Source organism: Exiguobacterium sp., from assembly GCF_020832205.1.
In the GTDB taxonomy this organism is placed as follows: domain Bacteria; phylum Bacillota; class Bacilli; order Exiguobacteriales; family Exiguobacteriaceae; genus Exiguobacterium.
The window spans coordinates 19,030-44,027 of record NZ_JAFIFD010000009.1 but is presented as its reverse complement, the minus strand read 5'-3'; the positions used below and the strand labels follow the sequence as shown (position 1 = coordinate 44,027).

The window sequence follows — 24,998 nt, the reverse complement described above, 5'->3', positions numbered from 1 at the left end:
GGCGTTCTTCCGCATGCTCGCATACAAGGCGGACTGGTACGGGAAGACCGTCGTGAAGGTCGGGAAGACCTTCGCCTCGAGCCAGCTCTGTTCGGGTTGCGGCCATCGACACAAGGACGTGAAGCATCTCGGTCTGCGTGAGTGGACATGCCCGAATTGCGGGGTCCGTCATGACCGAGATATCAACGCAGGAATGAACTTGAAATTAGAGGCTGAACGTATCTTGGCTTCTTCAACCGTCGGGACGACGGGGCTAGCCTGGCCAGGTTCCGGTCGTTAGACTGGATGACCCAGGAATCCTCCACCTCTTAGCGAAGCGTAGGTGGAGGTAGTTCAAGTTTCATACGTCGAGTATAAAGGAAAAATATATACAGATGTTAGAAAGGAGGGACTACGAGATGGCGTTCGATGAAGAGTTATTATATACAGTCTCCGAAACGAGCCGTGTTCGCTTCACCGGTATTGAAACGGAGATGTCACGCTACGATTTTGGTTTTGTCTATACACATCAATTTATGGGTAAAGTGCTCGTCGTCTGCATGCAGACCGGCCAATCCGCCCTTCTCGACATGCACGCGTTAGAAGAGCCGAGACAGCTCTATCCGATGCTCGGCATCGCGTTACGTGATACCGATCACGTCGCCGAGTTTTTGCGACTCTGTCTGGGAGAACGAGATGTCAATCACGATGAAACTGAAAAATCTTCTCTTGAAAAAATGTAAGCGTTTTCTTATAATGAGAGATAGGGGAAGCAATTCGATCATCATAAGCCACCTTTTCTTTTGATGACAACAAAGCGATCCGGTCCATGGACCGGATCGCTTTCGTCTTAACGGATTGCTTTCGTTTGCTGAATCACTTTGATCATTTGAAGCGATTCGTCCTCAAGTCCTTGGACCGGGAGGCCGGCTTCGATATTGGCAGTGATATACTCGAGCGTCGAGGCCGTGATGAGTTCTCCTGGGATGATGATCGGGATTCCAGGAGGGTATACCATGATGAACTCAGCCGAGATTCGTCCGACAGCGTTCTCGAGCGGAATCGTTTCCGTCTCTTCATAGAAAGCGTCACGCGGGCTGAGCGCGAGTGGAGGAATCTCTGGCAACATGATCGACAACGAGTCATTGCCAGACCGCTTGTAGACCGACACGACATCACACATGCCGTCAATCAACGCTTGAATCGTCGATTCGTCGTCAGCGCTCGTCACGATGAACAAGACGTTGAGCAAATCGGACATTTCAACTTCGATCCGGTGCGTCTCACGCAAATACTTCTCGACTTCAAATCCAGTGATGCCGAGATCACGAACAGAGACGAGCACTTTCGTCTCGTCGAGCGCATACGTCGACTCAGAATGGAGTTCGGTATGACCGTAGACGGACAAGTGCGGCATGTCGTTGATGGCTGTACGAGCCATTCGTGCGAGCGTCAAGGCACGTTCGTTCATCGCCTCACCTTTTGTCGCGAGTTGACGGCGGGCCGCGTCGAGTGAAGCGAGGAGCAAGTAAGACGTCGACGTCGTCGTGATCATCGACAGCATCGCGTGGATTCGTTCGGGTGAGACGAGACCACGACGTACGTTCAAGATCGAACTACCTGTCATCGAGCCACCGAGCTTATGCACGCTCGTCGCCGCGACGTCTGCGCCTGCTTGCATCGCAGAGAGCGGAAGTTCATCGTGGAACGGCAAATGGACACCGTGCGCTTCGTCGACGAGGACGGGGACGTCCTGGGCATGGGCGACAGCGACGATCCGTTCGAGGTCACCGGCGACACCGAAATACGTCGGGTTGATGACGAGCACGGCTTTCGTATCCGGATGCAGCTCGAGCGCGCGTTCAACGGCGCTCGCCGTGATCCCGTGGGCAATGCCGTACGTTTCATCAAACTCGGGGTGAATGAACACCGGATGGGCGCCCGTCAAAACGAGTGCCGACATAACCGATTTGTGGACGTTGCGCGGGACGATGATCTTCTCGTTCGGTCCGACGACTCCCATAATCATCGCCATGATGGCGCTTGATGTCCCTTGGACCGAGAAGAAAGTCTCGTCGGCCAGGAACGCCTCGGCTGCGAGACGCTCCGCTTCAGCGATCGCTGCTTTCGGATGATGCAAGTCATCGAGCGGGGCGATATTGATCAAATCGATTTTAAGCGCGTTTTCGCCAATGAAGTCACGGAATTCCGGGTCCATCCCTTTTCCGCCTTTATGGCCAGGAATGTGGAATGCGATCGGGTTCGTGTCGACGTGCGTGAGCAACGTGTCAAATAACGGTGTCTCGAGCTGAGTAGCAGCTTTAAGTTTCAATAGTAAGTCCTCCTTATAATCAGGTTGTGTATGAGGTCGGTCCTTCAAATCATGCTATATGTCTTTCCCCAATTATTGTTCATGGATGGTCATAAAAAAACGATGCAACAAAAAAACTATAGAGATTTCCAACTCAACTTGCAATAGTTTTTTTTGTTGATACAATGGGTGTCGAGGTGAACAATATGCAAATCAACTATCCGATCAATCCAGACTGGACGACAGAAGAGCTCATCGACGTCGTCGAGTTCTACAATCAAGTCGCGCTCGCGAATGAAGGTGGCGTCGATCGTGAAGCGTTCATGGACGCGTATCGGTCGTTCAAACAAATCGTGACATCTAAGTCAGAAGAGAAACAATTGAGTGCGGTACACGACGAACAGACCGGATACTCTACCTATCGTACGGTCCAAGCAGCGTTAAAATCAAATACGAAGATTCTAAAAGTATGAATCAGGAAAGCATGAGAGAACCGCGTCGTTTTCTTATGCTTTTTTTGTTAATTCTTGCAGGAATAGGGTACATATCACTAACAGTTAATTCAGGTTTAGGACTGGTTGAAGTGGGAATATATCCACTAAGATAAAAAATTCAAAATAGTCAGACAATTCTCTTTCTTTTTTGAATCTCATCTGATATACTCAATTCAACTTACTAAACCGTAACTTGTAGCCCAACTAAAGGAGTGTGGCATCTCATGAAACAAGTGATCGAGGCATTCAAAAGAAAAGACGCAGAAAAAAGAATTCCGGTGCTGCGCTTAGAGATTGATTATGAATTGGCAACGCTCTTCGATGCGATGGCGTCACAAGATGATGCCACTGTCCAGGCTAGCAAGCATCGGTTAGAGAAGTACCGCCAAGAACTTTTGCGTCTCGAAGCCTGACCCACAACCACTCATTCAACCAGTATTCTAAGCGAATACTGGTTTTTGTTTGGTACAATACATATAGAGGTGATTATCATGTTGGAATGGTTTGCAATCGACTTGATCAAACAAGCGGGAGAATATATTCGACTCCAAATCGATGAGAGTTATCGAATCGAACGAAAGACAGGGAAAGGCGACTTGGTGACAGAAATTGATCGCGCTGTCGAACAGTTGATCGTCGACCGGATCCGCGAGACGTATCCCGACCATCACATCGTCGGTGAAGAAGGCATTTCCACGGAGCCCGACGATTTAGCCGGGACGGTCTGGTTCGTCGACCCGATCGACGGGACGCTCAATTTCATTCACCAAAAACGGATGTTTGCGATCTCGGTCGCGGTCATGGTCGATGAGGTCATCGAATACGGTTTCGTGTACGACGTCATGGCGGACGAATTGTTCGTGGCGCGTCGTGGTCACGGGGCGACGTTGAACGGCAGAAAGCTCACGTCCATTCATGAACATCACGTCCGCGACGCTTTCCTCAGCATGAACGCGACGTGGGTCACTCCGAATCAACAAATCGCGCCGGAAATCCTCGCCCCGATCGTACGTGACTCGGTCGGTACGCGGGCGCACGGGGCTGCTTCGCTTGAACTTGCCTGGCTCGCTGCGGGCCGTGTCGACGGTTATATTACGATGCGAAACATGCCTTGGGACTATGCGGCGGGGAAACTGCTCGTTGAAGAGGTCGGGGGGCGGGTCGTCTCCTTATATGGGGAACCGGTCCGCTACGACGGCAAGACGTCGGTGCTCGCCGGCAGTGAGACGTTCGTCAAAGACGTCGTCAAACATTACGTCATCGCCAAAGGGGCCGCCCTTGAATCGCGACCGGACTTGACGGTTGCGTCGAATGAATCGTATGACCGGGTACGTGATTTGCTCGTGTTAGCGAACCCGCATGAAGAGATGGTGCGGGAGCAGTACGAGACGGGTGAGACGTATGAGGCGATGCTCGGGGGAGAACTCGTCGGAGCGTATATGCTAGTTCGACGCAGCGGCGAGTTGGTCGAACTCGTCAACATCGCCGTCAAACCCGATCGTCAAAACCAAACGATCGGGCAACGGATGCTTCAAGATGCGATCCGTCGGGCGAATGGGAGTGGCGCGAAGCGAATACTCGTCTGCACGGGCAACTCGAGCGTCGTCCAGCTCCGTTTCTATCAACAAGCCGGTTTTCGTTTCGAATCGGTCGAACGGGACTACTTCCCGAACCACGGGTACCCGGCGATTGAGGAAGACGGTCTTCCGCTCCTCGACAGAATCTGCTTGACACGGGACTTATGAATCGGAAAAGCCCGGGCATCTACTCTGCCCGGGCTTTTGTCATGATTGTCGGTTCGAGAGGATGCGTCGACGTAAGTTGATTCCAAACACGGTGGCGACCGCACTTAAGGCGAGACTGCCGATGATGATGGCGGCACTTCCTTCGGCGACGCCGACGCCGATGCCGACAAAACCGGCAACGACAGCGATGGCGATGAGTACGAACATGGCTTGCATGGAGATTCCCCCTTTTTCTCTAATCTTCTCTATTGTATGCAAAAAGACGGCAAATGGAAACGGTAACAGGCAATATCACTCGACAAAGGTAGTGGAACGTGTGCTATACTCTTTAAGTTGAATAAAAGATGAAACTTTTTTAAATAAGAGAGGACTAACTACATGAACGTAAGAACAAACCTTCGGAACGTCGCGATCATCGCCCACGTTGACCACGGTAAAACAACGCTAGTCGATGAATTGTTGAAACAGTCTGGTACATTCCGGACGAATGAAATGGTCGCTGAGCGCGCCATGGACTCGAACGATATCGAACGTGAGCGCGGAATCACAATCCTCGCGAAAAACACAGCGATCGATTACAAAGACACACGCATCAACATCGTTGATACACCAGGTCACGCCGATTTCGGTGGAGAAGTTGAACGGATCATGCGTATGGTAGACGGCGTCATCCTCGTCGTCGATGCGCGTGAAGGCTGCATGCCGCAAACACGTTTCGTATTGAAGAAAGCACTCGACCAAGGTCTTCGCCCAATCGTTGTCGTCAACAAAATCGACAAGCCGATGGTCCGCCCACTCGACGTCGTCGACGAAGTTGTCGACTTGTTGATCGACCTTGGAGCAGATGAAGATCAACTTGAATTCCCTGTCGTCTACACGTCAGCAGTCAGCGGTTCAAGTTCGTTCGATCCTGATCCAGAGAAGCAAGAAGATACAATCACGTACGTGCTCGACACGATTCTTGAGAACACACCAGCGCCAATCGATAACTCGGATGAGCCGCTCCAGTTCCAAGTAACGATGCTCGACTATGACAACTACCTCGGCCGGATCGGTGTCGGTCGCGTGTTCCGCGGGAAAATCAAAGTCGGCGAGTCAGTGTCACTTTGCAAAACGGACGGATCGATCAAGCAACTTCGCGTCACGAAATTGTTCGGTTACTTCGGCCTCAAGCGCGTTGAAATCGAAGAAGCCAAAGCAGGTGACTTGATCGCCATCGCCGGGATGGAAGACATCAACGTCGGTGAGACGGTCACACCTGTCGGTAAAGAAGAGCCACTTCCGCTTCTTCGTATCGATGAGCCGACGCTTCAAATGCGTTTCATGACAAACAACTCACCGTTCGCAGGACGCGAAGGCGATTTCGTGACAGCACGTAAAATCGAAGAGCGTTTGATGAAACAACTTGAGACGGACGTATCGCTCCGCGTCGAAAATACAGATTCACCTGACCAATGGGTCGTTTCAGGACGCGGTGAACTTCACCTCGGGATCTTGATCGAGAACATGCGTCGCGAAGGTTACGAGATTCAAGTTTCGAAACCACAAGTTATCATCCGTACAGAGGAAGACGGTACAAAAATCGAGCCGTTCGAGCGCGTCATCATCGACGTGCCGGAAGAGTACACGGGTTCAGTCATGGAATCGATCGGTCTCCGTAAAGGTGAACTTGCGAACATGAACACGAACGACAACGGTCAGACGCGTATGGAATTCATCGTTCCTTCACGTGGTCTCATCGGATACCGTAACGAGTTCTTGTCAGCGACACGCGGATACGGGATCTTGAACCATACGTTCGAAGAGTACCGTCCGTTCATCTCTGCTGATATCGGCGGCCGCCGCAGTGGAGTCATGGTTTGTATCGAGCCTGGTAAGTCGACGGCTTACTCGATCGGTGCCCTTGAAGACCGTGGGACGATCTTCATCGAGCCAGGTACGGACGTTTACGAAGGAATGATCATCGGTGAATGTAACCGTGACGTCGACCTTGCGATCAACGCCGTTAAAGGGAAACAGTTGACGAACATGCGCGCTTCTTCAAAAGACTCGACTCAAGTGTTGAAACGTCCACGCGTCTTCTCACTCGAAGAGTCGCTCACGTTCTTGAACGATGACGAGTACTGCGAAATCACACCGGAGTCGATTCGTCTCCGTAAAAAAGTCTTGAACAAGAACGAACGCGAGAAAGCAGACAAGCGTCGTAAACTTGGTAAAGAATAAGTGGGAAAAAGGGAGCGCCTCGGCGTTCCCTTTTGTTTTGGATAGTGTAGAATGGATGTGTAAGAAATAAAGGGGGATTATCAGCTTGAAAGCTTCTCAAACGATGGACATCACACAAATTGATGTGCCGTGGATCGCCTCGCTCCTCGGCGTCGGCAGTGACGCGAACGACTTTTCGGTCGGATTTAATGCGTTGATTATCACGGTCATCTTACTTACGATTCTTGTGTTCAAACTAGGTTTTGCCAAACAGTTGACGTGGTGGAAGTCACTCGTCGTCTACATCTTGTTGTCACTCGGTGCCGGAACGATGGCGCTCGTCTTCTTCACGTGGCCGATTCCAGAAGTGCTCGCCGTCATGGCCGTCGTCTTGGCGATCTATCGCGGGCGTCTTTGGTGGAACCGCCGCCAAGGCATCGAATCGCATTAAAAAATGGACGTCCCGGAAGTGCGGGGCGTCCATTTTTGTTACCATCTTCGCTTTTGACGGAAAGACGGATATAAGTTGAAGTGGCCTGTTGCCGCCCGCTCTGCCGTTCGTTCGGTGATGCGGTCGTGGCATGTTTGGCACATATACGTTTTGGCCGGTTTGTTGCGAAGTCGTTTCGCTTCGAACGACCACGAGTCAATCGTTTCGATGTTGTCACAAAGAGAGCACTTTACGCGCATGGTCTCACCTTCCTCTTCTATGATTATAGCATGATTTCACAATAGAAAAGCAGGGAATGAAAGGGGTAAGGGCGAAACCAATTCATATACCCGATTGAGGAGGGGAGCGTATGGCGAGTAAAGCAATGTTTGAGTTGTCTGACGCGCAACAAGACGCATTGAACGACATGCCGTTATCGATTTTAGTCGCGTTCGATGAAGCGAAGCGATGGCCGACGACACATGCCATCAGTTGGGTGCAAGCCCCGGCGCGACAGACGATTCGGTTCGCCCTGACGAAAAATTCACATCTCATCACGTTGTTGAGGCAAGAAAAAACGGCAAGTCTCGTCTTCATTGAAGGAGGCTCGGCGTACAATGCGACGTTATCTCCGGTCGCGGAGTTTGAACCCAGTATCGTTCCGGCGCTACACCTTCGATTTTTCGAAGGGCGGGTCGAAGAAGTCCGAAACATCTCGTTCTACGGCGCGACATTCGGACAACCGGACATCATCAAGACGTACGATGTCGAAGCAGCAGAAAAGTTGGACCGTGAAGTCAAGGCAAGCTTGAACTCTTGATCACCAACAATTTGCGAGGGGCGGCAAAGTCTATGAAAAAAACATATGTGCTCGATACGAACGTACTTCTACACGATCCGCTATCATTATTCCAGTTTGATGAGCACGATGTCGTCATCCCGGCGATCGTCTTAGAAGAGCTCGACGGGAAGAAACGCAACATGGACGAGGTCGGACGTAACGCCCGAGAGACGGCGCGTGTCCTTGACCAACTCCGGACGACCGGTAAACTCCATGATGGGGTGCCGCTTGAGAACGGCGGTCGTCTGTTCGTCGAAATCGGACATGAACATACGGTTGATTTTCCGTTCGACGTCATGACGAACGACAATCGTATCTTAACCGTCGCACTTGGGTTAATGAAACAATATGAGCACGACCGGACCCGGAAAGTCGTCGTCGTCTCGAAAGATATACTCGTCCGTGTTAAAGCGGACGCCATCGGGATCGAGGCCGAAGACTACTTGACCGACCATATCGTCGATACGACGAACTTGTACGCCGGCTATTTGGAAATCGAGGTCGATCAAGCGCTGATCGACGAATTTTATCAAGTCCGTCAACTTCCGGTGTCGGCGCTGTCTAAAAATCCGCTTTACCCGAACTCATTCGTCGTCTTGAAAAGCAACGTCTCAAAAGCGAGTGCGCTCGCCGTCGTCGATGCGTTGCAACCGATCGTCCGGCCGTTGTCGCTCGACGCCGAGCACGTATGGGGCATCCATCCTCGAAACGTTCAGCAACGGATGGCGCTCGATTTGCTGCTCCGTGACGACATCCCGTTCGTGACTTTGCTCGGCAAGGCCGGAACCGGGAAGACGTTGCTCGCTCTCGCAGCTGGCCTCTCGCTCGTCGAAGACGAGCATCGCTTCAACAAACTCGTCGTCGCCCGGCCGGTCGTCCCGATGGGGAATGATATCGGCTACTTGCCTGGCGAGATGGAAGAGAAGCTTCGGCCTTGGATGCAACCGATTTACGATAATTTAGAATTCCTGTTCAACGCCAATTCGAAAGATGAGCTCGGCAACATTTTGGCCGGCATCAAGTCGATTCAGCTTGAGGCGCTCACGTACATTCGCGGACGCAGTATGCCGGATCAGTTCATCATCATCGATGAAGCGCAAAACTTGACGAAACATGAAATTAAGACGATTTTGACCCGGGTCGGGGAAAACTCGAAAATCGTACTCGTCGGTGATCCGTATCAAATCGACCACCCGTATTTGGACGAGTATTCGAACGGCTTGACGTACGCCGTCGAACGATTCAAAGGACAAAACGTGTTCGGTCACGTCCAACTCATCAAAGGGGAGCGTTCTTCGCTCGCCCGGTTGGCCGCCGACTTGTTATAAAGAAAAACGCCGAGCGGCTGCTCGGCGTTTATTTAGGGTTTGGATGAAGCACTTGAACGTTCGACTTTTCTAAAAAGGCGTTCGTCAACATGATGAGCCCTGTCACGATGAACAGTGCCGAAAATCCGAAATGAACGACGATTTGCGAACCGAAGAGCGGACCGAGCAGGTTTCCCATGAACTGGGCCGACTGGTTGTACGAAAAGATTCGCCCTGTCGCGTAGCTAGGTGTATGTTGACGCAGAAGTGACTGCACCGATGGCATGAGCGCAGCGGTCGCGAAACCGAGGCCGAACCGGAGCAAGATGAGTTGCGTCGTCGACGTCACGAAAGCTTGCGGGATCAACAACGTGCTGTAGATGATGAGCGCCCAAAACAAGATTCGCTCCGCACCGTAGCGGTCGGACAGTTGACCGAGCCGCGGTGCCGAGACGAGGGCGGCGACACCTGGAGCCGAGGCGACGAGGCCGGCCAAGAAGGCGAGCGATGTCGTGTACGGATTCAGTTCACGGACGTAAAGCGTCAACAGCGGTCCGATCGACTGGGTCGAGAACGTGATTAAAAATGTCGTCAAGAACAAGCTAAGGATGAGCCGGGGATGGCGGAGCGAACGAATGATCGATTTCGTCGAATCGAGTCGTTCGCGCGCCACCGGAACGAAATCTTCTTTGATGAACAAGAGCGTGATCAAGAACGTCACGAAGAGTGCGCTTCCGGTAAAGAGAAAAACGGATCGAAGCCCAATCCAGTCGGCGAGCAGTCCTCCGATCAACGGACCGAGGAGGCCGCCGGTAATGCCACCGGTCGACAGGGTGCCGAGCGCCCAGCCACTTTTCTCTTTTGGTGTTTGTGAAACGACAAGCGTGATCCCCGCTGAGATGAATCCAGAGACGGCACCCATGACGAGACGGAGCCCGACGAGTTGGTAAACATCTTGGACGAAGCTGATGAGCGTCATGACGATGGCCATTCCGAGGCTGGCCCGGATAAGCATGAGCTTACGGCCTTTTTGATCCGCAAGACGACCCCATAGCGGGGAGACGAGGGCGGCGACGAGGAATGTGGCCCCGAACGCGATCGCCGACCACGTGACGACGTGGTCGGGGTCTGTCACGCCGAGCTGTTCAATGAACAACGGCAAGAACGGCAAGACGAGGCTCATCGAAGCTGCCGTCAAAAAGCTCCCGACCCAGACGATGATTAAGTTCTTTTTCCATAACGGTATCGTAAGCGTCACGACCTTTCTATCTAAAAATACATATTTAATATCTTACACTTTGTGAAGTAAAAAGTCTAAAAAAAGAGAAGGCCGGAGCCTTCTCAAATCTCGTTCCGGACGACGATATGGTCGACGGCGCGGATGCATTGATCGTCATAGAGCACATACACCGGACCGTCCGTGAGCACTTTGCCATCTTTAGAGAACTGCAAATACACAAGTGCGGCGTCAGCGAGTGGAATCGTCAACGTCGTCTCCCCGTAAAAGCTGACATGTGTCGCCGAGGCGAGCGGTTCTGCGTTCTTCAAGAACGGAGCGAACGGCATCGCGAACGAGTCGCGGAGCGCGGCGTCTTTATCAGCCCGTGACATCGGCTTGTTGTGATCGACACGCGTCCCTTCGGTCAACCCGTCATCCCATGCTTTCCCCATCTTGGCATAGTAGGCGTCGTGATCGCTCTCGGCTTCACGGTCGAGTTCGTCGATGTTCCGTTTCCGGTCGTCGAAAATCCAAACGGTCGGGTCGATCGTCAGTGCGTGACGAACGGCTCCATCTAGCGGAAAAATCATTGGTATTCCCCCTTTATTCACGATACACTGTACATTATACAAGTTTTGCAAGGAAAAAGGGAACATGCGAGAAACTCGCTTCGAATCCAGACTGTACATTGAATTATGATGAAATATAATGTACAGTTGAGTTATGACAAACAGTCTGTCATTGTACGGAGGAGGGGTCGTAGTGGCGACAAATTTGGCTGCAGTCCAACGGGAGCAAGCGCTTCAATTACTTGAGGCCGATGCTGAAAAAATCCGTTGTTTGATTGAAGTGCAGTTAGAAAACCTAAAAATGCCGAAGTGCCCGCTTTATGAAGAGGTGCTTGATACACATATGTTCGGTCTATCACGCCAAATCGATTTTGCGGTCCGTCTCGGACTCATTTCAGACATTGAAGGTAAGGGACTGCTCGATTCATTGGAACAAAAGCTGTCTGCGTTAGCGGAAGCTTCAGAATTATGAACCTTATACTCAAACTGTGCAAGCGGCGCTGTTTGAGTATTTTTTTATAACAGGTTGCGGATTGCTGTACATAAGGAAGTGAAAAGATGAAAACGAGATTTCAGTATTTTGATTTTACGTTGTTTATCGCCGTGCTCATGCTCGTTGGGCTCAGCTCGGTCATGATTTACAGTGCGAGCGTGTGGAATCGAGGAGACTATGCGAACAGCAGCCTGTTCTACCGACAGCTCATCTATGTCGGGATTGGGATCTTCGCCTATTTGATCGCGACGATGTTCCGCTATGAGAATTTCCGTAAAACCCACATTTTGTACGGTCTCTACTTTTTGACGGTCGTGCTGTTGTTCGTCACGTGGGCGATGCCGCCGCTGAACGGTGCCCGTGCTTGGCTCGTGATCGGCGGATTCACGATGCAACCGGTCGAAATTGCCAAGTTCGCACTCATCTTGCTGTTAGCGAACTACTATCATCAGCTCTGGAACCATGAATTGAAAGGTTTGCCTGGACGGATCGGACGGGCGGCCATCGTGAAGAAAGGGTGGCGTGCCCAAGTCGGGGCGTTCTTTTTGATCCCGTCGATTTACTTCTTTCTCCCGTACGCCATCGCCATCAACGGGCAACCGGACCACGGCGGGTTATTCGTCCTCGGGGCGATCATGTTCATGATTTGGCTCGCGGTCGGTGCGCCGTTGCGTATCATCGTCCCGGCCATCCTTGCCGGAATCGGTCTTGTGTACGTGATGTACACGTTCTTTTTCACAGAGAACCAAGTCAGTCGAATCAATGTCGTATTCAACCCGTTCATGGACCCGGAAGGATACGGCCATCAGCTGCTCATGTCAATCATCTCCATCGTCCATGGAGGATTGACCGGTGTCGGCCTCGGGAATAGTTATCAGAAATACGGGTACTTGCCCGAACCGGAGACGGATTATATCATGTCCATCATTGCCGAAGAGTTAGGGTTTATCGGCGTGCTCGTCGTGCTCGCTTTGCTCTTCTTCATCGCGTTTCGGGCCATCAACATCGCCAACCATACGGACAATCATTTCGCGATGTTCGTCTCGTTCGGTATCGCGGCCCAATTGATGGTGCAAACCGCCATCAATATCGGGGCGATGTCGGGTTGGTTCCCTGGGACCGGGGTGACGCTCCCGCTCGTCAGTTACGGCGGGACATCGCTCGTCATGACGATGGGGATTCTCGGCGTGCTCAGTAGCATCTCGATGCGAAATCGGCATCGGGAAGCGACGAGACGCGCGGAGGTCCGGGAAAAGTCAGAACAAAACGTTCAAAGCTCATCTTTGCATGTAGTAAGGTAAGTCTTGTATACAACTACTAAAATGGGGGGATTTAGTTTGAAACCAATTACTAAGTTGCTTGTAGCCAACCGAGGCGAGATTGCTATCCGGGTATTCCGGGCAGCCTCAGAATTAGGAATGCGCACGGTCGCAGTCTACTCACAGGAAGACAGCGGGTCGTTGCACCGTTTCAAGGCCGACGAGGCGTATTTGATCGGGCTCGATAAAAAGCCGATCGATGCTTATCTCGACATCGAAGACGTGATTCGGATTGCGAAACAGTCGGGGGCTGACGCGATCCACCCGGGATACGGGTTCTTGTCGGAAAATATTGACCTTGCCCGTCGCTGCCGCGAAGAAGGAATCATCTTCGTCGGTCCGAACGAATCGCATTTGCACGCGTTCGGTGACAAAGTCCGGGCGCGTCAAAGCGCGATCGCGGCCGGTCTCCCGGTCATCCCGGGTTCTGACGGTCCGCTCACTTCGTATGAGGACGCACTCGCTTTCGCAAATGAGCACGGTTTCCCGCTCATGGTCAAGGCATCAATGGGCGGCGGTGGCCGCGGGATGCGTGTCATCCGCTCAGAAGCTGAGATGAAAGATTTGATTGAGCGGGCCAAGTCGGAAGCGAAGCAAGCGTTCGGATCAGACGAAGTGTACATAGAAAAATTGGTCGAACGTCCGAAGCATATCGAAGTGCAAATTCTCGGGGACGACCACGGCAACATCATTCATTTATTCGAGCGTGACTGTTCGGTCCAACGCCGTCATCAAAAAGTCGTCGAGGTCGCACCGTGTGTGACGTTGTCGGAACAGTCGCGGCAAGCGATCTGTGATGCGGCGGTCCAATTGATGCGTCACGTCGGTTACATCAACGCCGGTACGGTTGAATTCCTCGTCACGGAAGATGAGTCGTTCTATTTCATCGAGGTCAACCCGCGTGTCCAAGTCGAGCATACGATCACCGAGATGGTGACCGGGTTCGATATCGTTCAAACGCAGCTTATGATCGCTCAAGGAGAGTCACTCCATGGCGACGTCATCCATATGCCGAAGCAAGAAGACATCAAATTGCTAGGTTACGCGATTCAGTCGCGTGTCACGTCGGAAGACCCGGCAAACAACTTCATGCCGGACACAGGGAAAATCATGGCGTACCGTTCGCCGGGCGGCTTCGGTGTCCGACTTGATGGCGGGAACGCTTATGTCGGATCTGAAATCTCGCCATACTACGACTCGCTCCTCGTCAAACTGTCGACGCATGGCATGACGTTTGAACAAGCGGCAGCGAAGATGGTCCGTAACTTGAACGAATTCCGGATTCGCGGAATCAAGACGAACATCCCGTTTTTGATCAACGTGATGAAACATCAAAACTTCATCAGCGGCGACTATAACACGTCGTTCATCGATGAGACACCGGAACTGTTCGTCTTCCCGAAACGGAAAGACCGGGGGACGAAACTGCTGAACTATATCGGAGACGTCACCGTGAACGGCTTCCCGGGCGTCGGTTTGAAAGACAAGCCGATCAGCCGCTCGGTTCGCATTCCGCACGACCTCCCGGCCGAGGCGAAACCAGGCACGAAACAAATCCTGACAGAACTCGGTCCGGACGGTTTGGCTGACTGGATCAAGCGTCAACCGGAGCTTCTCTTGACCGACACGACGATGCGTGACGCCCACCAATCGTTGCTCGCGACCCGCATGCGGACACAAGACATCTTGAACATCGCGGAGCCGACGAGCAAACTCATGCCGGAACTGTTCTCGGTCGAGGCTTGGGGCGGGGCGACGTTTGACGTCGCTTATCGCTTCCTGTCAGAAGACCCGTGGGTCCGTCTCATGCGTCTCCGTGAGAAGATGCCTAACGTGTTGATTCAAATGCTTCTTCGCGGGGCGAACGCCGTCGGATATAAAAACTACGCCGACAACGTCATCGAGAAGTTTGTCCATGAAGCGGCCTATGCCGGTGTCGACGTGTTCCGTATTTTCGACAGCTTGAACAACATCGAATCGATTCAACTCGCGATCGATGCGACACTGCCGACCGGAAAAGTCGCCGAGGCCGCCATCTGTTACACGGGCGACTTATATGACGGCAACCGTCCGAAGTATCATTTGCCATACTATGTCGACTTGGCGAAACAACTCGAGGCGAGCGGGGCCCATATTTTAGCGATTAAAGACATGGCTGGCCTCTTGAAGCCGGAGTCAGCGTACGCGCTCGTCTCGGCGTTAAAAGACGCCGTCGATTTACCGATTCACTTGCATACACACGACGCGTCAGGAAACGGGATCTTCACGTACGCCCGGGCGACGGATGCGGGCGTCGACATCGTCGACGTCGCGGCGAGCTCGATGTCGGGCATGACGTCACAACCTTCGGGTGGCAGTTTGATCTATGCGCTCGATCATCATGAGCGTCAACCGAAAGTGAACGTGAAGCATTTTGAAGTCATCAGCGACTACTGGCAAGACGTGCGCCACAACTACGAACCGTTCGAGAGCGACATGCGTGCCCCGCACCCATCCGTGTATGAACATGAGATGCCGGGTGGACAGTATTCGAACTTGCAACAGCAAGCGAAAGCGGTCGGTCTCGGCGACCGTTGGGGCGAAGTGAAGGCGATGTATGCCCGCGTCAACATGTTGTTCGGCGATATCGTCAAAGTGACGCCGTCGTCGAAAGTCGTCGGGGACATGGCGCTCTTCATGGTCCAACACGATTTGACGGAGCAAGACGTCATCACGCGCGGCCACCAGCTCGACTTCCCGGATTCGGTCGTTGAGATGATGCGCGGCGAACTCGGAACGCCTCCGGGCGGTTTCCCGACTGACGTGCAACAAGCCATCTTGAAAGGCGATGCGCCGCTCGATGTCCGTCCAGGTAAGTTGATCAAGCCGTACGACTTCGAGGCGGCACGGACCGAACTGTTCGAGAAGTTCGAACGTCCGGTCACGGACTTTGAGTTGCTCGCCCATGCACTCTATCCGAAAGTGTACGACGATTACATCAAGCACACGAACACGTACGGTGATGTGTCGGTACTTGATACGTTGACGTTCTTCTACGGATTGAATGTCGGTGAGACGGTCCAAGTCGAAATCGAGACCGGGAAGACGCTCATTATCAAACTCGTCCAAGTGAGCGCGGCGAACGAGGACGGCATCCGCCTCGTCTCGTATGAGATGAACGGGGTACCGCGTGAAATCGAGATCAAAGACGTCAACGTGAAGTCGGCGACGACGAGCCGTCCGAAAGTGGACCGCTCGAACCCGAAACAAGTCGGCGCGTCAATGCCGGGATCGGTGTTGAAAGTACTCGTCGAGCCGGGCAGCCGGGTTCACCGCGGTGAACAGCTCCTCGTCACCGAAGCGATGAAGATGGAGACGACGGTGCAAGCCGCTCAAGACGGAGAAATCAAAGCAATCCATATTAAAGAAGGCGACACACTCCAAAGTGACGACTTGTTAATCGAGTTTGTATAATGGGAAGAAGCATAGCAGGGCTATGCTTCTTTTTTTTAGATAGGGGAGAGAAAAATGAGACGAGTATGTTGGTTCCGGTCGGATTTTCGACTGGGTGATAATCATATGTTGCATCGGGTTTTGAAAGACGTAGAGGAAGGGGACGAGGCGGCGTTCGTATTTTGGCTTAACCCGAAATACTGCGACCCGTTCGATACGCGCCATGACTACTACTTCTCGACGATGAAGCGTTTCATGGACGACTTAGAAGAACACGGCCTCGGTCTTCGAGTCATTGTAGCCGATACGGCGGAGGCGTTCGTCGATCAACTCGGAGAAGTGGGTGCACTTTATTTTAATGCGGAGTATGTCGAACCGTTCAAACAACGAGACGACAAAGTCATCAGTCTACTCGGAGACGACGTGCTTGTCGTACGGTTGCTCGATCGCCATTTGTTCGCACCGAACGCCTTTACAAAAAAAGATGGCGACCCGTACAAAGTGTATACACCGTTCAAAAAGGCAGCCTACGAAGAGATGCCGCCAAAACCGTATGAAGTGAATCGTGACCGTTTGAAACGACTCGTTACGACAAAAAACGAGGTCCCATCTGAACTGAAGAAACAGTTCGACCGCTGCAAGCGGCAATGGAAAGCGCTCGGTGAAACGGCAGCTCATAAACGGCTGAACGATTTCGTCGACCAACGCATCGACGCCTATGATGAAGACCGCGATATCCCGTCGATTGCTGGGACGAGCCGGTTGTCACCGTATCTTCGGACCGGCGTGTTATCGATTCGTACCGTCGCCGAAGCGGTGCTTTCGGCACCGAAGTCAAACGGGCGGGACACGTACTACGATGAACTGTTGTGGCGTGAGTTCTACTACATGATCATGGTGCAGTTCCCGGGACTGAAAGACCGACCGTTCAATGACAAGTACAAACATCTCGATTGGGAAGAGAACGAGGAGCAGTTCGAGAAATGGTGCCGAGGCGAGACGGGCTATCCGATCGTCGACGCGGCGATGCGCCAATTGAATGAGACGGGCTGGATGCACAACCGGCTCCGCATGATCGTCGCTTCGTTCTTGTCGAAGCATCTCTTGATCGATTGGCGAAAAGGGGAGCGTTACTTTGAGCGGAAGTTGATTGATTATGAGGCTGCCTCGAATATCGGCGGATGGCAATGGGCCGCCTCGGTCGGGACGGATGCCGTGCCGTACTTCCGGATCTTCAATCCGACGATTCAATCGGAAAAGTTCGACAAAGACGGGACGTTCATTCGCAAGTACGTGAAAGAACTCTCCGGCGTCGAAGGGAAAGCGATTCATTTCCCGGACGCGGCCGAGCGGGACGGATACACCGATCCGGTCGTCGACCATAAGGCGGCACGAGCCCGGGCACTCGAACGCTTCAAAGATGCTCAATGAATGCGAAAGGACGGCCTTATCACACGAGAAGGCCGTCCTTTCGTCTATCCGATTAACCGATATCTCGCTTAGCGAGGCCGGCACGTTTTGTACTCCGATACGCATGGTACGCCAAGTAGGAGACGATGCCGAAGTAGCAAGTGATCAAGAACGCGTGCAACAAAGGAACGTAAGTCGCATGTCCGCCGAGCACGATCCACGCCCCGGTCCCGACTTGGAGCAAGATGAAGAATAAAGATGCCCACATGCCGCGTTCGACGAGACGGTTCGTTTCCCGACGCGCCAAGTAAAGGACGTACAACGTGTAGAAGACGAGGAGGGCCGCCATGATGCGGTGGCCCATCTGAACCCATGATTCGAACGTCCACACGTCTTGCGCACAAATCGGCCAACCGACACAAGCGTACGTGGCGCCGAGGTGTCTGACGTAAGCGCCCGTGTAAACGACGACCATCGTGTAGATCGTCAATCCGTAAAGATGGACTTTCAACCGTTCAGAGACGGCACGATGGACCCGTTCTCCTTCAAATAATAGTATCGTCAAGATGAGGAGAGAAGCGAACGAGACGAGCGAGATTCCGAAATGGAGCGCGAGAATCGCGTCCGACTGTTGCCAGATGACGGCACCGGCGCCGATGATCGATTGGATCAACATGAAGATGAACGCGAGAAACGCGAACACTTTGACGTCGAACCGGTTTTTGACGACCGCGAACGTCCAAATCGTCAAGGCGATGATGAGCAGCCCTTCGATCCCGGAAACGACCCGGTGGCTGTATTCGATCATCGTCTCGACGCTCGGGTTCGTCGGGATCAGCTTCCCGTGACAGAGCGGCCAATCGGTGCCGCAACCGTCTCCTGAGTCTGTCTTCGTCACGGTTCCACCCATGATGAGGACGAGCATCATTCCGAGGGTGACAAACCCTGAGAAGAGTGCGAGTTTTTTATGCATTCGTTACCACCTGCTTTTGAGAAAAATCACAACAATTGCGCCTTGTCAGTTCTTATTTTTTTCGCCATACTTATTATACGGCTTTCGTTCAGAAAAACGAAACGGAAAAGCTTGCAATCGCTATCAAAATCGTTATTCTAGTATTAGCAAAGCGGATTTGCTGTGATATTTATCACACGTTCGTCACAAAAAACTCGCTATTTTACAAGCATAAACGACGTATTCTTTTTAAAAATATGGTATCTTTGTTATGAGTTAGGTGTACTTTGCTTATATTGTGTTTTTTCTGTGAAAAGAATACGAGGATTTCGTGATTATGTGGGGGGGTCAGTATGACAAAAGTCAACCCAGGAATGATGGCAGAAGTAGAATATACAGAATCCGCCTCATTCCGTGACTATGTTGCTCTCGCAAAAATGGGAATCGTGCGAGCCAATCTTTTATTGGTGTTCGCAGGTTTCTTCGTGGCAGCAACATATCAGAGTGATACGCCGGTACTTTATTTATTTGAAGTCTGGCCACAGCTCTTATTAACTATGTTAGGCAGCGCACTCGTCATTTCCGGGAGTTGTTACCTAAACAACTTCGTGGACCGTGATATCGATTACTTGATGGGACGTACAGACGATCGACCGAGTGTCACCGGTAAGATTTCAGGAGAGCGCATCTTGCTCCTCGGATTGACGCAACTTGCGGTCGGGACATTCATGTTGTTGATCGTGTCGTATGTGGCAGCGGTATTCGGTTTAATCGGGGCATTTTTTTATGTCGTCATCTATACGATGTGGCTGAAACGGACACACACGTTGAACACGGTCGTCGGCAGTATCTCCGGAGCGGTCCCGCCGCTCATCGGATGGGCAGCCATCGATCCCGCGCTTCATATTGATGCGTGGCTCATGTTCCTCGTCATGTTCTTGTGGCAACCGCCGCACTTCCTCGCGCTCGCGATGCGACGCGTTGAAGAATATCGAGCGGCCGGCATTCCGATGCTGCCCGTCGTCAACGGTTTCGCCATTACGAAGCGCCAAATCATTTGGTGGATCGCGACGCTCATTCCGGCATCGCTCCTCTTTATGCACTACGGTACGGTCTACGTGATCATCACGGCCGGTCTCGGGGGCTACTGGTTGTATCTCGGTTTGAAAGGATTTAAAGCCGAAGATGAGATCAAGTGGGCGAACAAAATGTTCTTCTATTCATTAATTTATTTAGTCGTGTGGATTGTCGCACTCATGCTGACGGCTCTGCCTTCGTCATGACGGCACTTTGATAGTCGCACTCACTATATAGAAACCTTTGCACATCATTTTGGGAGAAAGTGGGGATTGTTGTGAAATCATTTAAGAAGCTTCTGTTTGGCATCGTCCCGATGATGATGTTCGCAATCTTATTATCAGGTTGCGGCGTTGAGGGATTGTCGGCCTTGCGCCCGATGGGGGAAGGCGCTGAAATTCAGCTCCGGATCATTCTCATCAGTTTGGCAATCATGCTCTTCGTACTCGTCATCGTTACGGTCATTTATGTGTACGTCCTTCTAAAGTTCCGTCGGAAAGATGATTCGATTCCGAAGCAAGTCGAAGGAAGTAGCACGCTCGAATTGATTTGGACAGTCGTCCCGATCATTTTACTTATCATTCTCGCTGTACCGACGATCACGACGACCGTCGAGCTCGCGAAAGCGAAAGAAGCGAAAAAAGAAGAAGAAATCAACGTCACGGCTAACCTGTATTGGTGGGAGTTCGAATATCCGAACGCCGGTGTCGTCACTGGTCAAGAACTCGTTATCCCGACAGGCAAACGTGTCGGCATCAACTTAACGTCTAAAGATGTCATTCACTCGTTCTGGGTACCGGCCTTGTCTGGTAAAACGGATACGAACCCAGGACTCGACAATGAGATGTGGCTCCATGCGAACGAACCTGGTACGTTCTACGGAAAATGTGCCGAGCTCTGCGGTCCGTCACACGCCCTCATGGACTTCAAAGTCATCGCCCTCGACCAAGCTGATTACGATCAGTGGCTTGAGGACATGAAAGCGAAGCAAGATGAAGACGCGGAACGTCTCACAGCGAACAACGAAAACCTCACAGTCGGCGAAGCAGTGTATGTCGAGAGCTGCTTGAGCTGTCACGGGGGCGGGAAAGTCGCGCCGAGCTTAACGAACTATGGTGATCGCGAATGGTTGATCGGCTACCTCGAGAACAACGAGGAAGACTTGAAACAATGGATTCGTGACCCGCAAAGTTTGAAACAAGGCGCACTCATGCCTGGCTTCAGTGAAGGCCAAATCAGTGATGAAGAGTTAGACGCACTCGTTGACTTCTTGTACGATCAGAAGCTTGACTAACGGGAAAAGGGGGATTTCACGTGGCACAGACCACTGCATTGCAGCAATCGCGTAAATACAATGGCATCATGGATTGGATTACGACGGTTGACCACAAAAAGATTGGTATTTTGTATTTGTTCTCAGGGATTTTCTTCCTCCTTCTCGGTGGAATTGAAGCGTTACTCATTCGATGGCAACTCGTTCGCCCGATGAACGATTTCGTCAGCGGTGAGACGTTTAACCAGTTGATCACGATGCACGGGACGACGATGATCTTCCTAGCGGCGATGCCGATGCTATTCGGTTTCATGAACGCCGTCGTTCCGCTTCAAATCGGGGCGCGCGATGTCGCGTTCCCGTTCATCAACTCACTCGGTTTCTGGTTGTTCTTCTTCGGGGGAGTCATGCTCAACTTGAGCTGGTTCTTCGGAGCTGCACCGAACGCAGGGTGGACGGCTTACGCGCCACTATCAACCCAGCCGGAAGCGACAGGCGTCGACTTCTACGCGCTCGGTCTTCAAATTTCAGGTTTTGGTTCACTCATGGCAGGGATTAACTTCCTCGTCACGATTTTGAACATGCGCGCACCAGGTATGAAGCTCATGCGGATGCCGCTGTTCACGTGGACGACGTTCGTCGCATCGGCATTGATCGTCTTCGCGTTCCCGCCACTTACGGTCGGCTTGTTAATGTTGATGTTCGAACGACTCTTCGGTGCCGTTTACTTCAACCCGGCAATGGGTGGTAACGTCATCATCTGGGAACACCTATTCTGGATCTTCGGTCACCCGGAAGTATACATCTTGATTTTACCGGCATTCGGTATTTTCTCGGAAATTATTCCGACGTTCGCGCGTAAACGCCTGTTCGGTTACACGACGATGGTATTCGCGACGATGCTCATCGGTTTCCTCGGATTCATGGTTTGGGTCCACCACATGTTCACGGTCGGTCTCGGACCGGTCGCCAACTCGATCTTCGCGGTCGCGACGATGGCAATCGCGGTCCCGACCGGGGTCAAAATTTTCAACTGGCTGTTCACGCTATGGGGCGGTCAAATCAAGTTCAACGTTGCGATGCTCTACTCGGTCGCGTTTATTCCATCGTTCCTCGTCGGAGGGATGACTGGGGTCATGCTCTCGGTCGCACCGGCTGACTATCAGTACCACGACAGTTACTTCGTCGTCGCCCACTTCCACTACGTTATCGTAGGTGGGGTCGTCTACGGCCTATTCGCTGGATTGTATTACTGGTTCCCGCTCATGTTCAACAAAGCGCTTTCTGAGAAGCTCGGATACTGGCAGTTCTGGTTGTTCTTTATCGGCTTCCACTTGACGTTCTTCCCGCAACACTTCCTCGGATTGTTCGGGATGCCACGCCGCGTCTTCACATACCTTCCGAACCAAGGTTTTGAGACGATGAACTTGCTATCGACGATTGGAGCCTTCTTCATGGGTGTGTCAACGATTATCTTGCTCATCGCGGTCGTCAAGGCGTTCCTGTCGAAAGAAGTCGTCAAACCAGACCACTGGGGTGACGGACGTACGCTTGAGTGGACACTTCCTGTGCCGACTCCAGAGTATAACTTTGCCCAAACACCACTCGTCAAAGGCCTCGACACGTTCTGGCTTGAGAAGATGGCGGGCAACAAACGGGTCTCTGTCGCCGAACCGGTAGCAGATATCCATATGCCGAACAACTCGCTCATCCCGTTCTTCATGTCACTTGGATTGTTCATCGCCGGTCTCGGTGCGATCTTCCAAATGGATAACCCGGTTCTCGGCTGGTCACTCATCGGATTTGGTCTGCTCATGACGTTCGTATCGATGTTCCTCCGTTCATGGATCGACGATCACGGCTACTACATTCCAAAATCACAAGTCGAAGCGGATTTGAAAGCGATTCGTGAGAAAGGAGAACAATAAATGGCACATGCAGTTGAAAAACACCCGGTAACCGGTATTCCGGCCAATCCAGAGAAAGCCACACTGGAAGGGAAAAATAAATATGTGGCCTTCTGGTTCTTCCTCGGTGGAGAGACTGTCCTCTTCGCCTCGCTATTCGGAACGTATGTCGGTCTTTTGAACTCTGGTGCGCCAGAGGAACTCCGTTCTTACAACATTTTCGAGATGGGGCTCGTCTTCTTCATGACGATGCTCCTCCTCACGAGTTCGCTTACGAGCGTGCTCGCGATGATGAACATGAAAGCGAATAATCCGGGCCGTATGAAGTTTTGGTTGATTGTCACACTCGTCCTCGGGGCTGGATTCCTTGCGGCTGAAATCTATGAGTTCATCCACTACTACCATATCGGTCACACGTTCACGTCGAGCGCGTTCGGTTCTGCGTTCTATACGCTCGTCGGCTTCCACGGGGCGCACGTGACGTTCGGTCTTCTATGGATCACGACGTTGCTTATCCGTAACTGGAACCGTCCGATCGATGTTCATAACGCACCGAAGTTTTATGTGTCGAGTCTATACTGGCACTTCATCGATGTCGTCTGGGTTTTCATCTTCTCGATCGTCTATCTCTTAGGGATGGTGAGCTAATATGGAAAAACGTCAAATGAACGAATCGCACAAGCAGTTAGAGCTCGAAGTGAAAGCAGAGTCGAGACGTGAGTATCAACTTCAATTGATCAGTTTCGCAATGATGATTTTACTCACATTCGTAGCGTTCGGCGCTGTCTATGCTGAACTTATGCCGGTTTGGGCGGCGGGTGGCTTCTTGATCATCCTCGCCATTATCCAAGTGTTCTTGCAGTTGTATATCTTCATGCATATGAACAACCGTGGCAACACGTGGATCGTCGGGATGATGTGGCTCGGCATCTTCGTCGCCATCATCACGGTCGCGGCACTTCGTTTGCTCATTTGGTAAATGTGACAAAGGATTGAACATCTGTGGAAACACAGATGATTCGGTCCTTTTTGCTTTACTTCAAAAATAAAGGAATAGTAATCTTGAAGTGAACGGTTTCATTGTTTGGGAGAGACAGAAAAGGGGTGAAGGGATGCTCTGGAATACATCAGAGCTACTCAGGCAGTTCGATTGGATAACGCTTTGGAGTCCATTGTTCGGATTGCTCATGGTAGGGCTATACGTCCTGTACGCGGTCGTCACAGAGAAAATGGCGAAGCGGGGATACGAGTCGACCACGTTGCTGCAAAAATTCAGCATGCTGTTTGGGATTTTGCTTTATTATATCGGCTTTGGAAGTCCGGTCGACGTGCTCGCACACATCATCTTCTCGGTGCACATGTTCCAAATGGTGCTCGTGTATGTGCTCGCGCCGGCGCTCATCATTTACGGGATGCCTTACTGGGTGTTTGAAAAGTTATTCAGTTATAAAATTATTGGGCCGGCGTTCCGCTTCATGACGAAGCCGCTCATCGCGCTCATCTTGTTCAACGCGTTGTTCACGTTATATCACATGCCATTCATCTTTGATTACGTGTTGACGAATTATGAAGTACACCGCATCTTCCACGGCGCCCTCGTCGTCTTCAGTTTGACGATGTGGTATCCGGTCATCGCACCGTTTATCTCGGAAGAAGAGGAAGGGTTGTCCGATTTGAAGCGGATGGTGTACATCATCGCGAACGGGGTGCTGCTCACGCCTGCTTGTGCGCTCATCATCTTCAGTCATAACATCCTTTATGACGCGTATACAGACGTGGAGACGTTTGCGACCGTGCTCGGATACTGCATGCCGAACGGGGACGTGTCTGGACTAGATTTGAATGCGCTCATGGGAGCGACGAACAGCGCTCTTGAAGATCAACGCTTCGGCGGGGTCCTCATGAAGCTCGGTCAAGAAGTCGTCTACGGTTTCTTCTTCGGTTGGACGTTCTTCGGCTGGGTGCGCCGCACGAAGTCGCTCGCGCTCGATGAAGGAATGTCATTCACACCGCACGACCAACAAGAGAAAAAATGAGT

25 protein-coding genes are annotated in these 24,998 nt (G+C 51.9%); 19 read left to right on the top strand and 6 right to left on the bottom strand.

Features of this window, described 5'->3' with window-relative positions; translation table 11 throughout:
* Together JJU47_RS01775 and JJU47_RS01770 are read left to right on the top strand one after the other, a co-directional pair.
* On the top strand, window positions 1–280 hold a 280-nt coding region (locus tag JJU47_RS01775), incomplete at its 5' end, for a transposase (protein WP_228615837.1).
* A 118-nt stretch (window positions 281–398) separates the two neighbouring features.
* Complete coding sequence (locus tag JJU47_RS01770; RefSeq protein WP_228615836.1) at window positions 399–722, top strand: DUF3055 domain-containing protein; 324 nt, start codon at window positions 399–401, stop codon at window positions 720–722.
* 107 nt (window positions 723–829) lie between these two features.
* On the opposite strand, the gene JJU47_RS01765 is transcribed toward JJU47_RS01770, so the two are convergent.
* Window positions 830–2,311, bottom strand: a complete 1,482-nt coding sequence (locus JJU47_RS01765; RefSeq protein ID WP_228615835.1) for an aminotransferase class I/II-fold pyridoxal phosphate-dependent enzyme — start codon at window positions 2,309–2,311, stop codon at window positions 830–832.
* Window positions 2,312–2,496: 185 nt separating this feature from the next.
* On the opposite strand from JJU47_RS01765, the gene JJU47_RS01760 reads away from it, so the two are divergent.
* The 3 genes from JJU47_RS01760 (at window position 2,497) to JJU47_RS01750 (ending at window position 4,529) form a co-directional block, all read left to right on the top strand.
* On the top strand, window positions 2,497–2,763 hold the full coding sequence (locus tag JJU47_RS01760) for a UPF0223 family protein (protein ID WP_228615834.1): 267 nt from the start codon (window positions 2,497–2,499) through the stop codon (window positions 2,761–2,763).
* Window positions 2,764–3,008: 245 nt separating this feature from the next.
* The gene (locus tag JJU47_RS01755; RefSeq protein WP_015881266.1) at window positions 3,009–3,197 is read left to right on the top strand and encodes a hypothetical protein; all 189 of its coding nucleotides are present in this window, start codon (window positions 3,009–3,011) and stop codon (window positions 3,195–3,197) included.
* Window positions 3,198–3,275: 78 nt separating this feature from the next.
* Window positions 3,276–4,529 (top strand): inositol monophosphatase family protein, encoded by a 1,254-nt coding sequence (locus tag JJU47_RS01750; protein WP_228615833.1) that lies wholly within the window; start codon window positions 3,276–3,278, stop codon window positions 4,527–4,529.
* Window positions 4,530–4,568: 39 nt separating this feature from the next.
* Here the strand turns inward: JJU47_RS01750 and JJU47_RS01745 are convergent, their stop codons facing one another.
* Window positions 4,569–4,745, bottom strand: coding sequence for a DUF5325 family protein (locus JJU47_RS01745; protein WP_228615832.1), 177 nt, complete (start codon window positions 4,743–4,745; stop codon window positions 4,569–4,571).
* Between the two features lie 162 nt (window positions 4,746–4,907).
* Between JJU47_RS01745 and typA the strand changes: the two genes are divergently transcribed.
* Both typA and JJU47_RS01735 read left to right on the top strand, forming a co-directional pair.
* The gene (gene typA / locus JJU47_RS01740; RefSeq protein ID WP_228615831.1) at window positions 4,908–6,752 is read left to right on the top strand and encodes a translational GTPase TypA; all 1,845 of its coding nucleotides are present in this window, start codon (window positions 4,908–4,910) and stop codon (window positions 6,750–6,752) included.
* 85 nt (window positions 6,753–6,837) lie between these two features.
* A complete protein-coding gene (locus tag JJU47_RS01735; protein ID WP_228615830.1) occupies window positions 6,838–7,182 on the top strand; it encodes a YlaH-like family protein in 345 nt (114 codons plus the stop codon).
* A gap of 38 nt (window positions 7,183–7,220) precedes the next feature.
* On the opposite strand, the gene JJU47_RS01730 is transcribed toward JJU47_RS01735, so the two are convergent.
* A complete protein-coding gene (locus tag JJU47_RS01730; protein ID WP_228615829.1) occupies window positions 7,221–7,421 on the bottom strand; it encodes a YlaI family protein in 201 nt (66 codons plus the stop codon).
* 110 nt (window positions 7,422–7,531) lie between these two features.
* Here JJU47_RS01730 and JJU47_RS01725 point away from each other — a divergent pair, with 110 nt between their 5' ends.
* Both JJU47_RS01725 and JJU47_RS01720 read left to right on the top strand, forming a co-directional pair.
* The gene (locus JJU47_RS01725; protein WP_228615828.1) at window positions 7,532–7,981 is read left to right on the top strand and encodes a PNPOx family protein; all 450 of its coding nucleotides are present in this window, start codon (window positions 7,532–7,534) and stop codon (window positions 7,979–7,981) included.
* A 32-nt stretch (window positions 7,982–8,013) separates the two neighbouring features.
* The gene (locus JJU47_RS01720; protein ID WP_228615827.1) at window positions 8,014–9,330 is read left to right on the top strand and encodes a PhoH family protein; all 1,317 of its coding nucleotides are present in this window, start codon (window positions 8,014–8,016) and stop codon (window positions 9,328–9,330) included.
* Window positions 9,331–9,358: 28 nt separating this feature from the next.
* Here JJU47_RS01720 and JJU47_RS01715 read toward each other — a convergent pair whose 3' ends face one another.
* Both JJU47_RS01715 and JJU47_RS01710 read right to left on the bottom strand, forming a co-directional pair.
* Window positions 9,359–10,555 (bottom strand): multidrug efflux MFS transporter, encoded by a 1,197-nt coding sequence (locus tag JJU47_RS01715; protein ID WP_483298112.1) that lies wholly within the window; start codon window positions 10,553–10,555, stop codon window positions 9,359–9,361.
* 95 nt (window positions 10,556–10,650) lie between these two features.
* Window positions 10,651–11,118: a hypothetical protein gene (locus tag JJU47_RS01710; RefSeq protein WP_228615825.1), complete on the bottom strand. Its 468-nt coding sequence runs from the start codon at window positions 11,116–11,118 to the stop codon at window positions 10,651–10,653.
* A 172-nt stretch (window positions 11,119–11,290) separates the two neighbouring features.
* On the opposite strand from JJU47_RS01710, the gene JJU47_RS01705 reads away from it, so the two are divergent.
* The 4 genes from JJU47_RS01705 to JJU47_RS01690 all read left to right on the top strand — a co-directional run bounded on the left by JJU47_RS01705 (window position 11,291) and on the right by JJU47_RS01690 (window position 17,772).
* The gene (locus JJU47_RS01705; RefSeq protein WP_034805704.1) at window positions 11,291–11,569 is read left to right on the top strand and encodes an Fpa/YlaN family protein; all 279 of its coding nucleotides are present in this window, start codon (window positions 11,291–11,293) and stop codon (window positions 11,567–11,569) included.
* Window positions 11,570–11,655: 86 nt separating this feature from the next.
* Window positions 11,656–12,891 (top strand): FtsW/RodA/SpoVE family cell cycle protein, encoded by a 1,236-nt coding sequence (locus JJU47_RS01700; RefSeq protein ID WP_228615824.1) that lies wholly within the window; start codon window positions 11,656–11,658, stop codon window positions 12,889–12,891.
* Between the two features lie 21 nt (window positions 12,892–12,912).
* Complete coding sequence (locus tag JJU47_RS01695) at window positions 12,913–16,362, top strand: pyruvate carboxylase (protein WP_483298111.1); 3,450 nt, start codon at window positions 12,913–12,915, stop codon at window positions 16,360–16,362.
* A gap of 54 nt (window positions 16,363–16,416) precedes the next feature.
* Complete coding sequence (locus JJU47_RS01690) at window positions 16,417–17,772, top strand: cryptochrome/photolyase family protein (RefSeq protein WP_228615822.1); 1,356 nt, start codon at window positions 16,417–16,419, stop codon at window positions 17,770–17,772.
* A 52-nt stretch (window positions 17,773–17,824) separates the two neighbouring features.
* Here JJU47_RS01690 and JJU47_RS01685 read toward each other — a convergent pair whose 3' ends face one another.
* Window positions 17,825–18,724, bottom strand: a complete 900-nt coding sequence (locus JJU47_RS01685; RefSeq protein ID WP_228615821.1) for a COX15/CtaA family protein — start codon at window positions 18,722–18,724, stop codon at window positions 17,825–17,827.
* A 332-nt stretch (window positions 18,725–19,056) separates the two neighbouring features.
* Between JJU47_RS01685 and cyoE the strand changes: the two genes are divergently transcribed.
* The 6 genes from cyoE (at window position 19,057) to JJU47_RS01655 (ending at window position 24,996) form a co-directional block, all read left to right on the top strand.
* The gene (cyoE, locus tag JJU47_RS01680; RefSeq protein WP_228615820.1) at window positions 19,057–19,986 is read left to right on the top strand and encodes a heme o synthase; all 930 of its coding nucleotides are present in this window, start codon (window positions 19,057–19,059) and stop codon (window positions 19,984–19,986) included.
* A 110-nt stretch (window positions 19,987–20,096) separates the two neighbouring features.
* On the top strand, window positions 20,097–21,074 hold the full coding sequence (gene coxB / locus JJU47_RS01675) for a cytochrome c oxidase subunit II (protein ID WP_228615839.1): 978 nt from the start codon (window positions 20,097–20,099) through the stop codon (window positions 21,072–21,074).
* 68 nt (window positions 21,075–21,142) lie between these two features.
* A complete protein-coding gene (gene ctaD, locus JJU47_RS01670; protein WP_228615838.1) occupies window positions 21,143–22,981 on the top strand; it encodes a cytochrome c oxidase subunit I in 1,839 nt (612 codons plus the stop codon).
* Complete coding sequence (locus tag JJU47_RS01665) at window positions 22,982–23,608, top strand: cytochrome c oxidase subunit 3 (RefSeq protein WP_228615819.1); 627 nt, start codon at window positions 22,982–22,984, stop codon at window positions 23,606–23,608.
* Window position 23,609: 1 nt separating this feature from the next.
* The gene (locus JJU47_RS01660) at window positions 23,610–23,939 is read left to right on the top strand and encodes a cytochrome C oxidase subunit IV family protein (protein ID WP_228615818.1); all 330 of its coding nucleotides are present in this window, start codon (window positions 23,610–23,612) and stop codon (window positions 23,937–23,939) included.
* Between the two features lie 133 nt (window positions 23,940–24,072).
* Window positions 24,073–24,996 (top strand): cytochrome c oxidase assembly protein, encoded by a 924-nt coding sequence (locus JJU47_RS01655; protein WP_228615817.1) that lies wholly within the window; start codon window positions 24,073–24,075, stop codon window positions 24,994–24,996.
* Window positions 24,997–24,998: the final 2 nt, after the last annotated feature.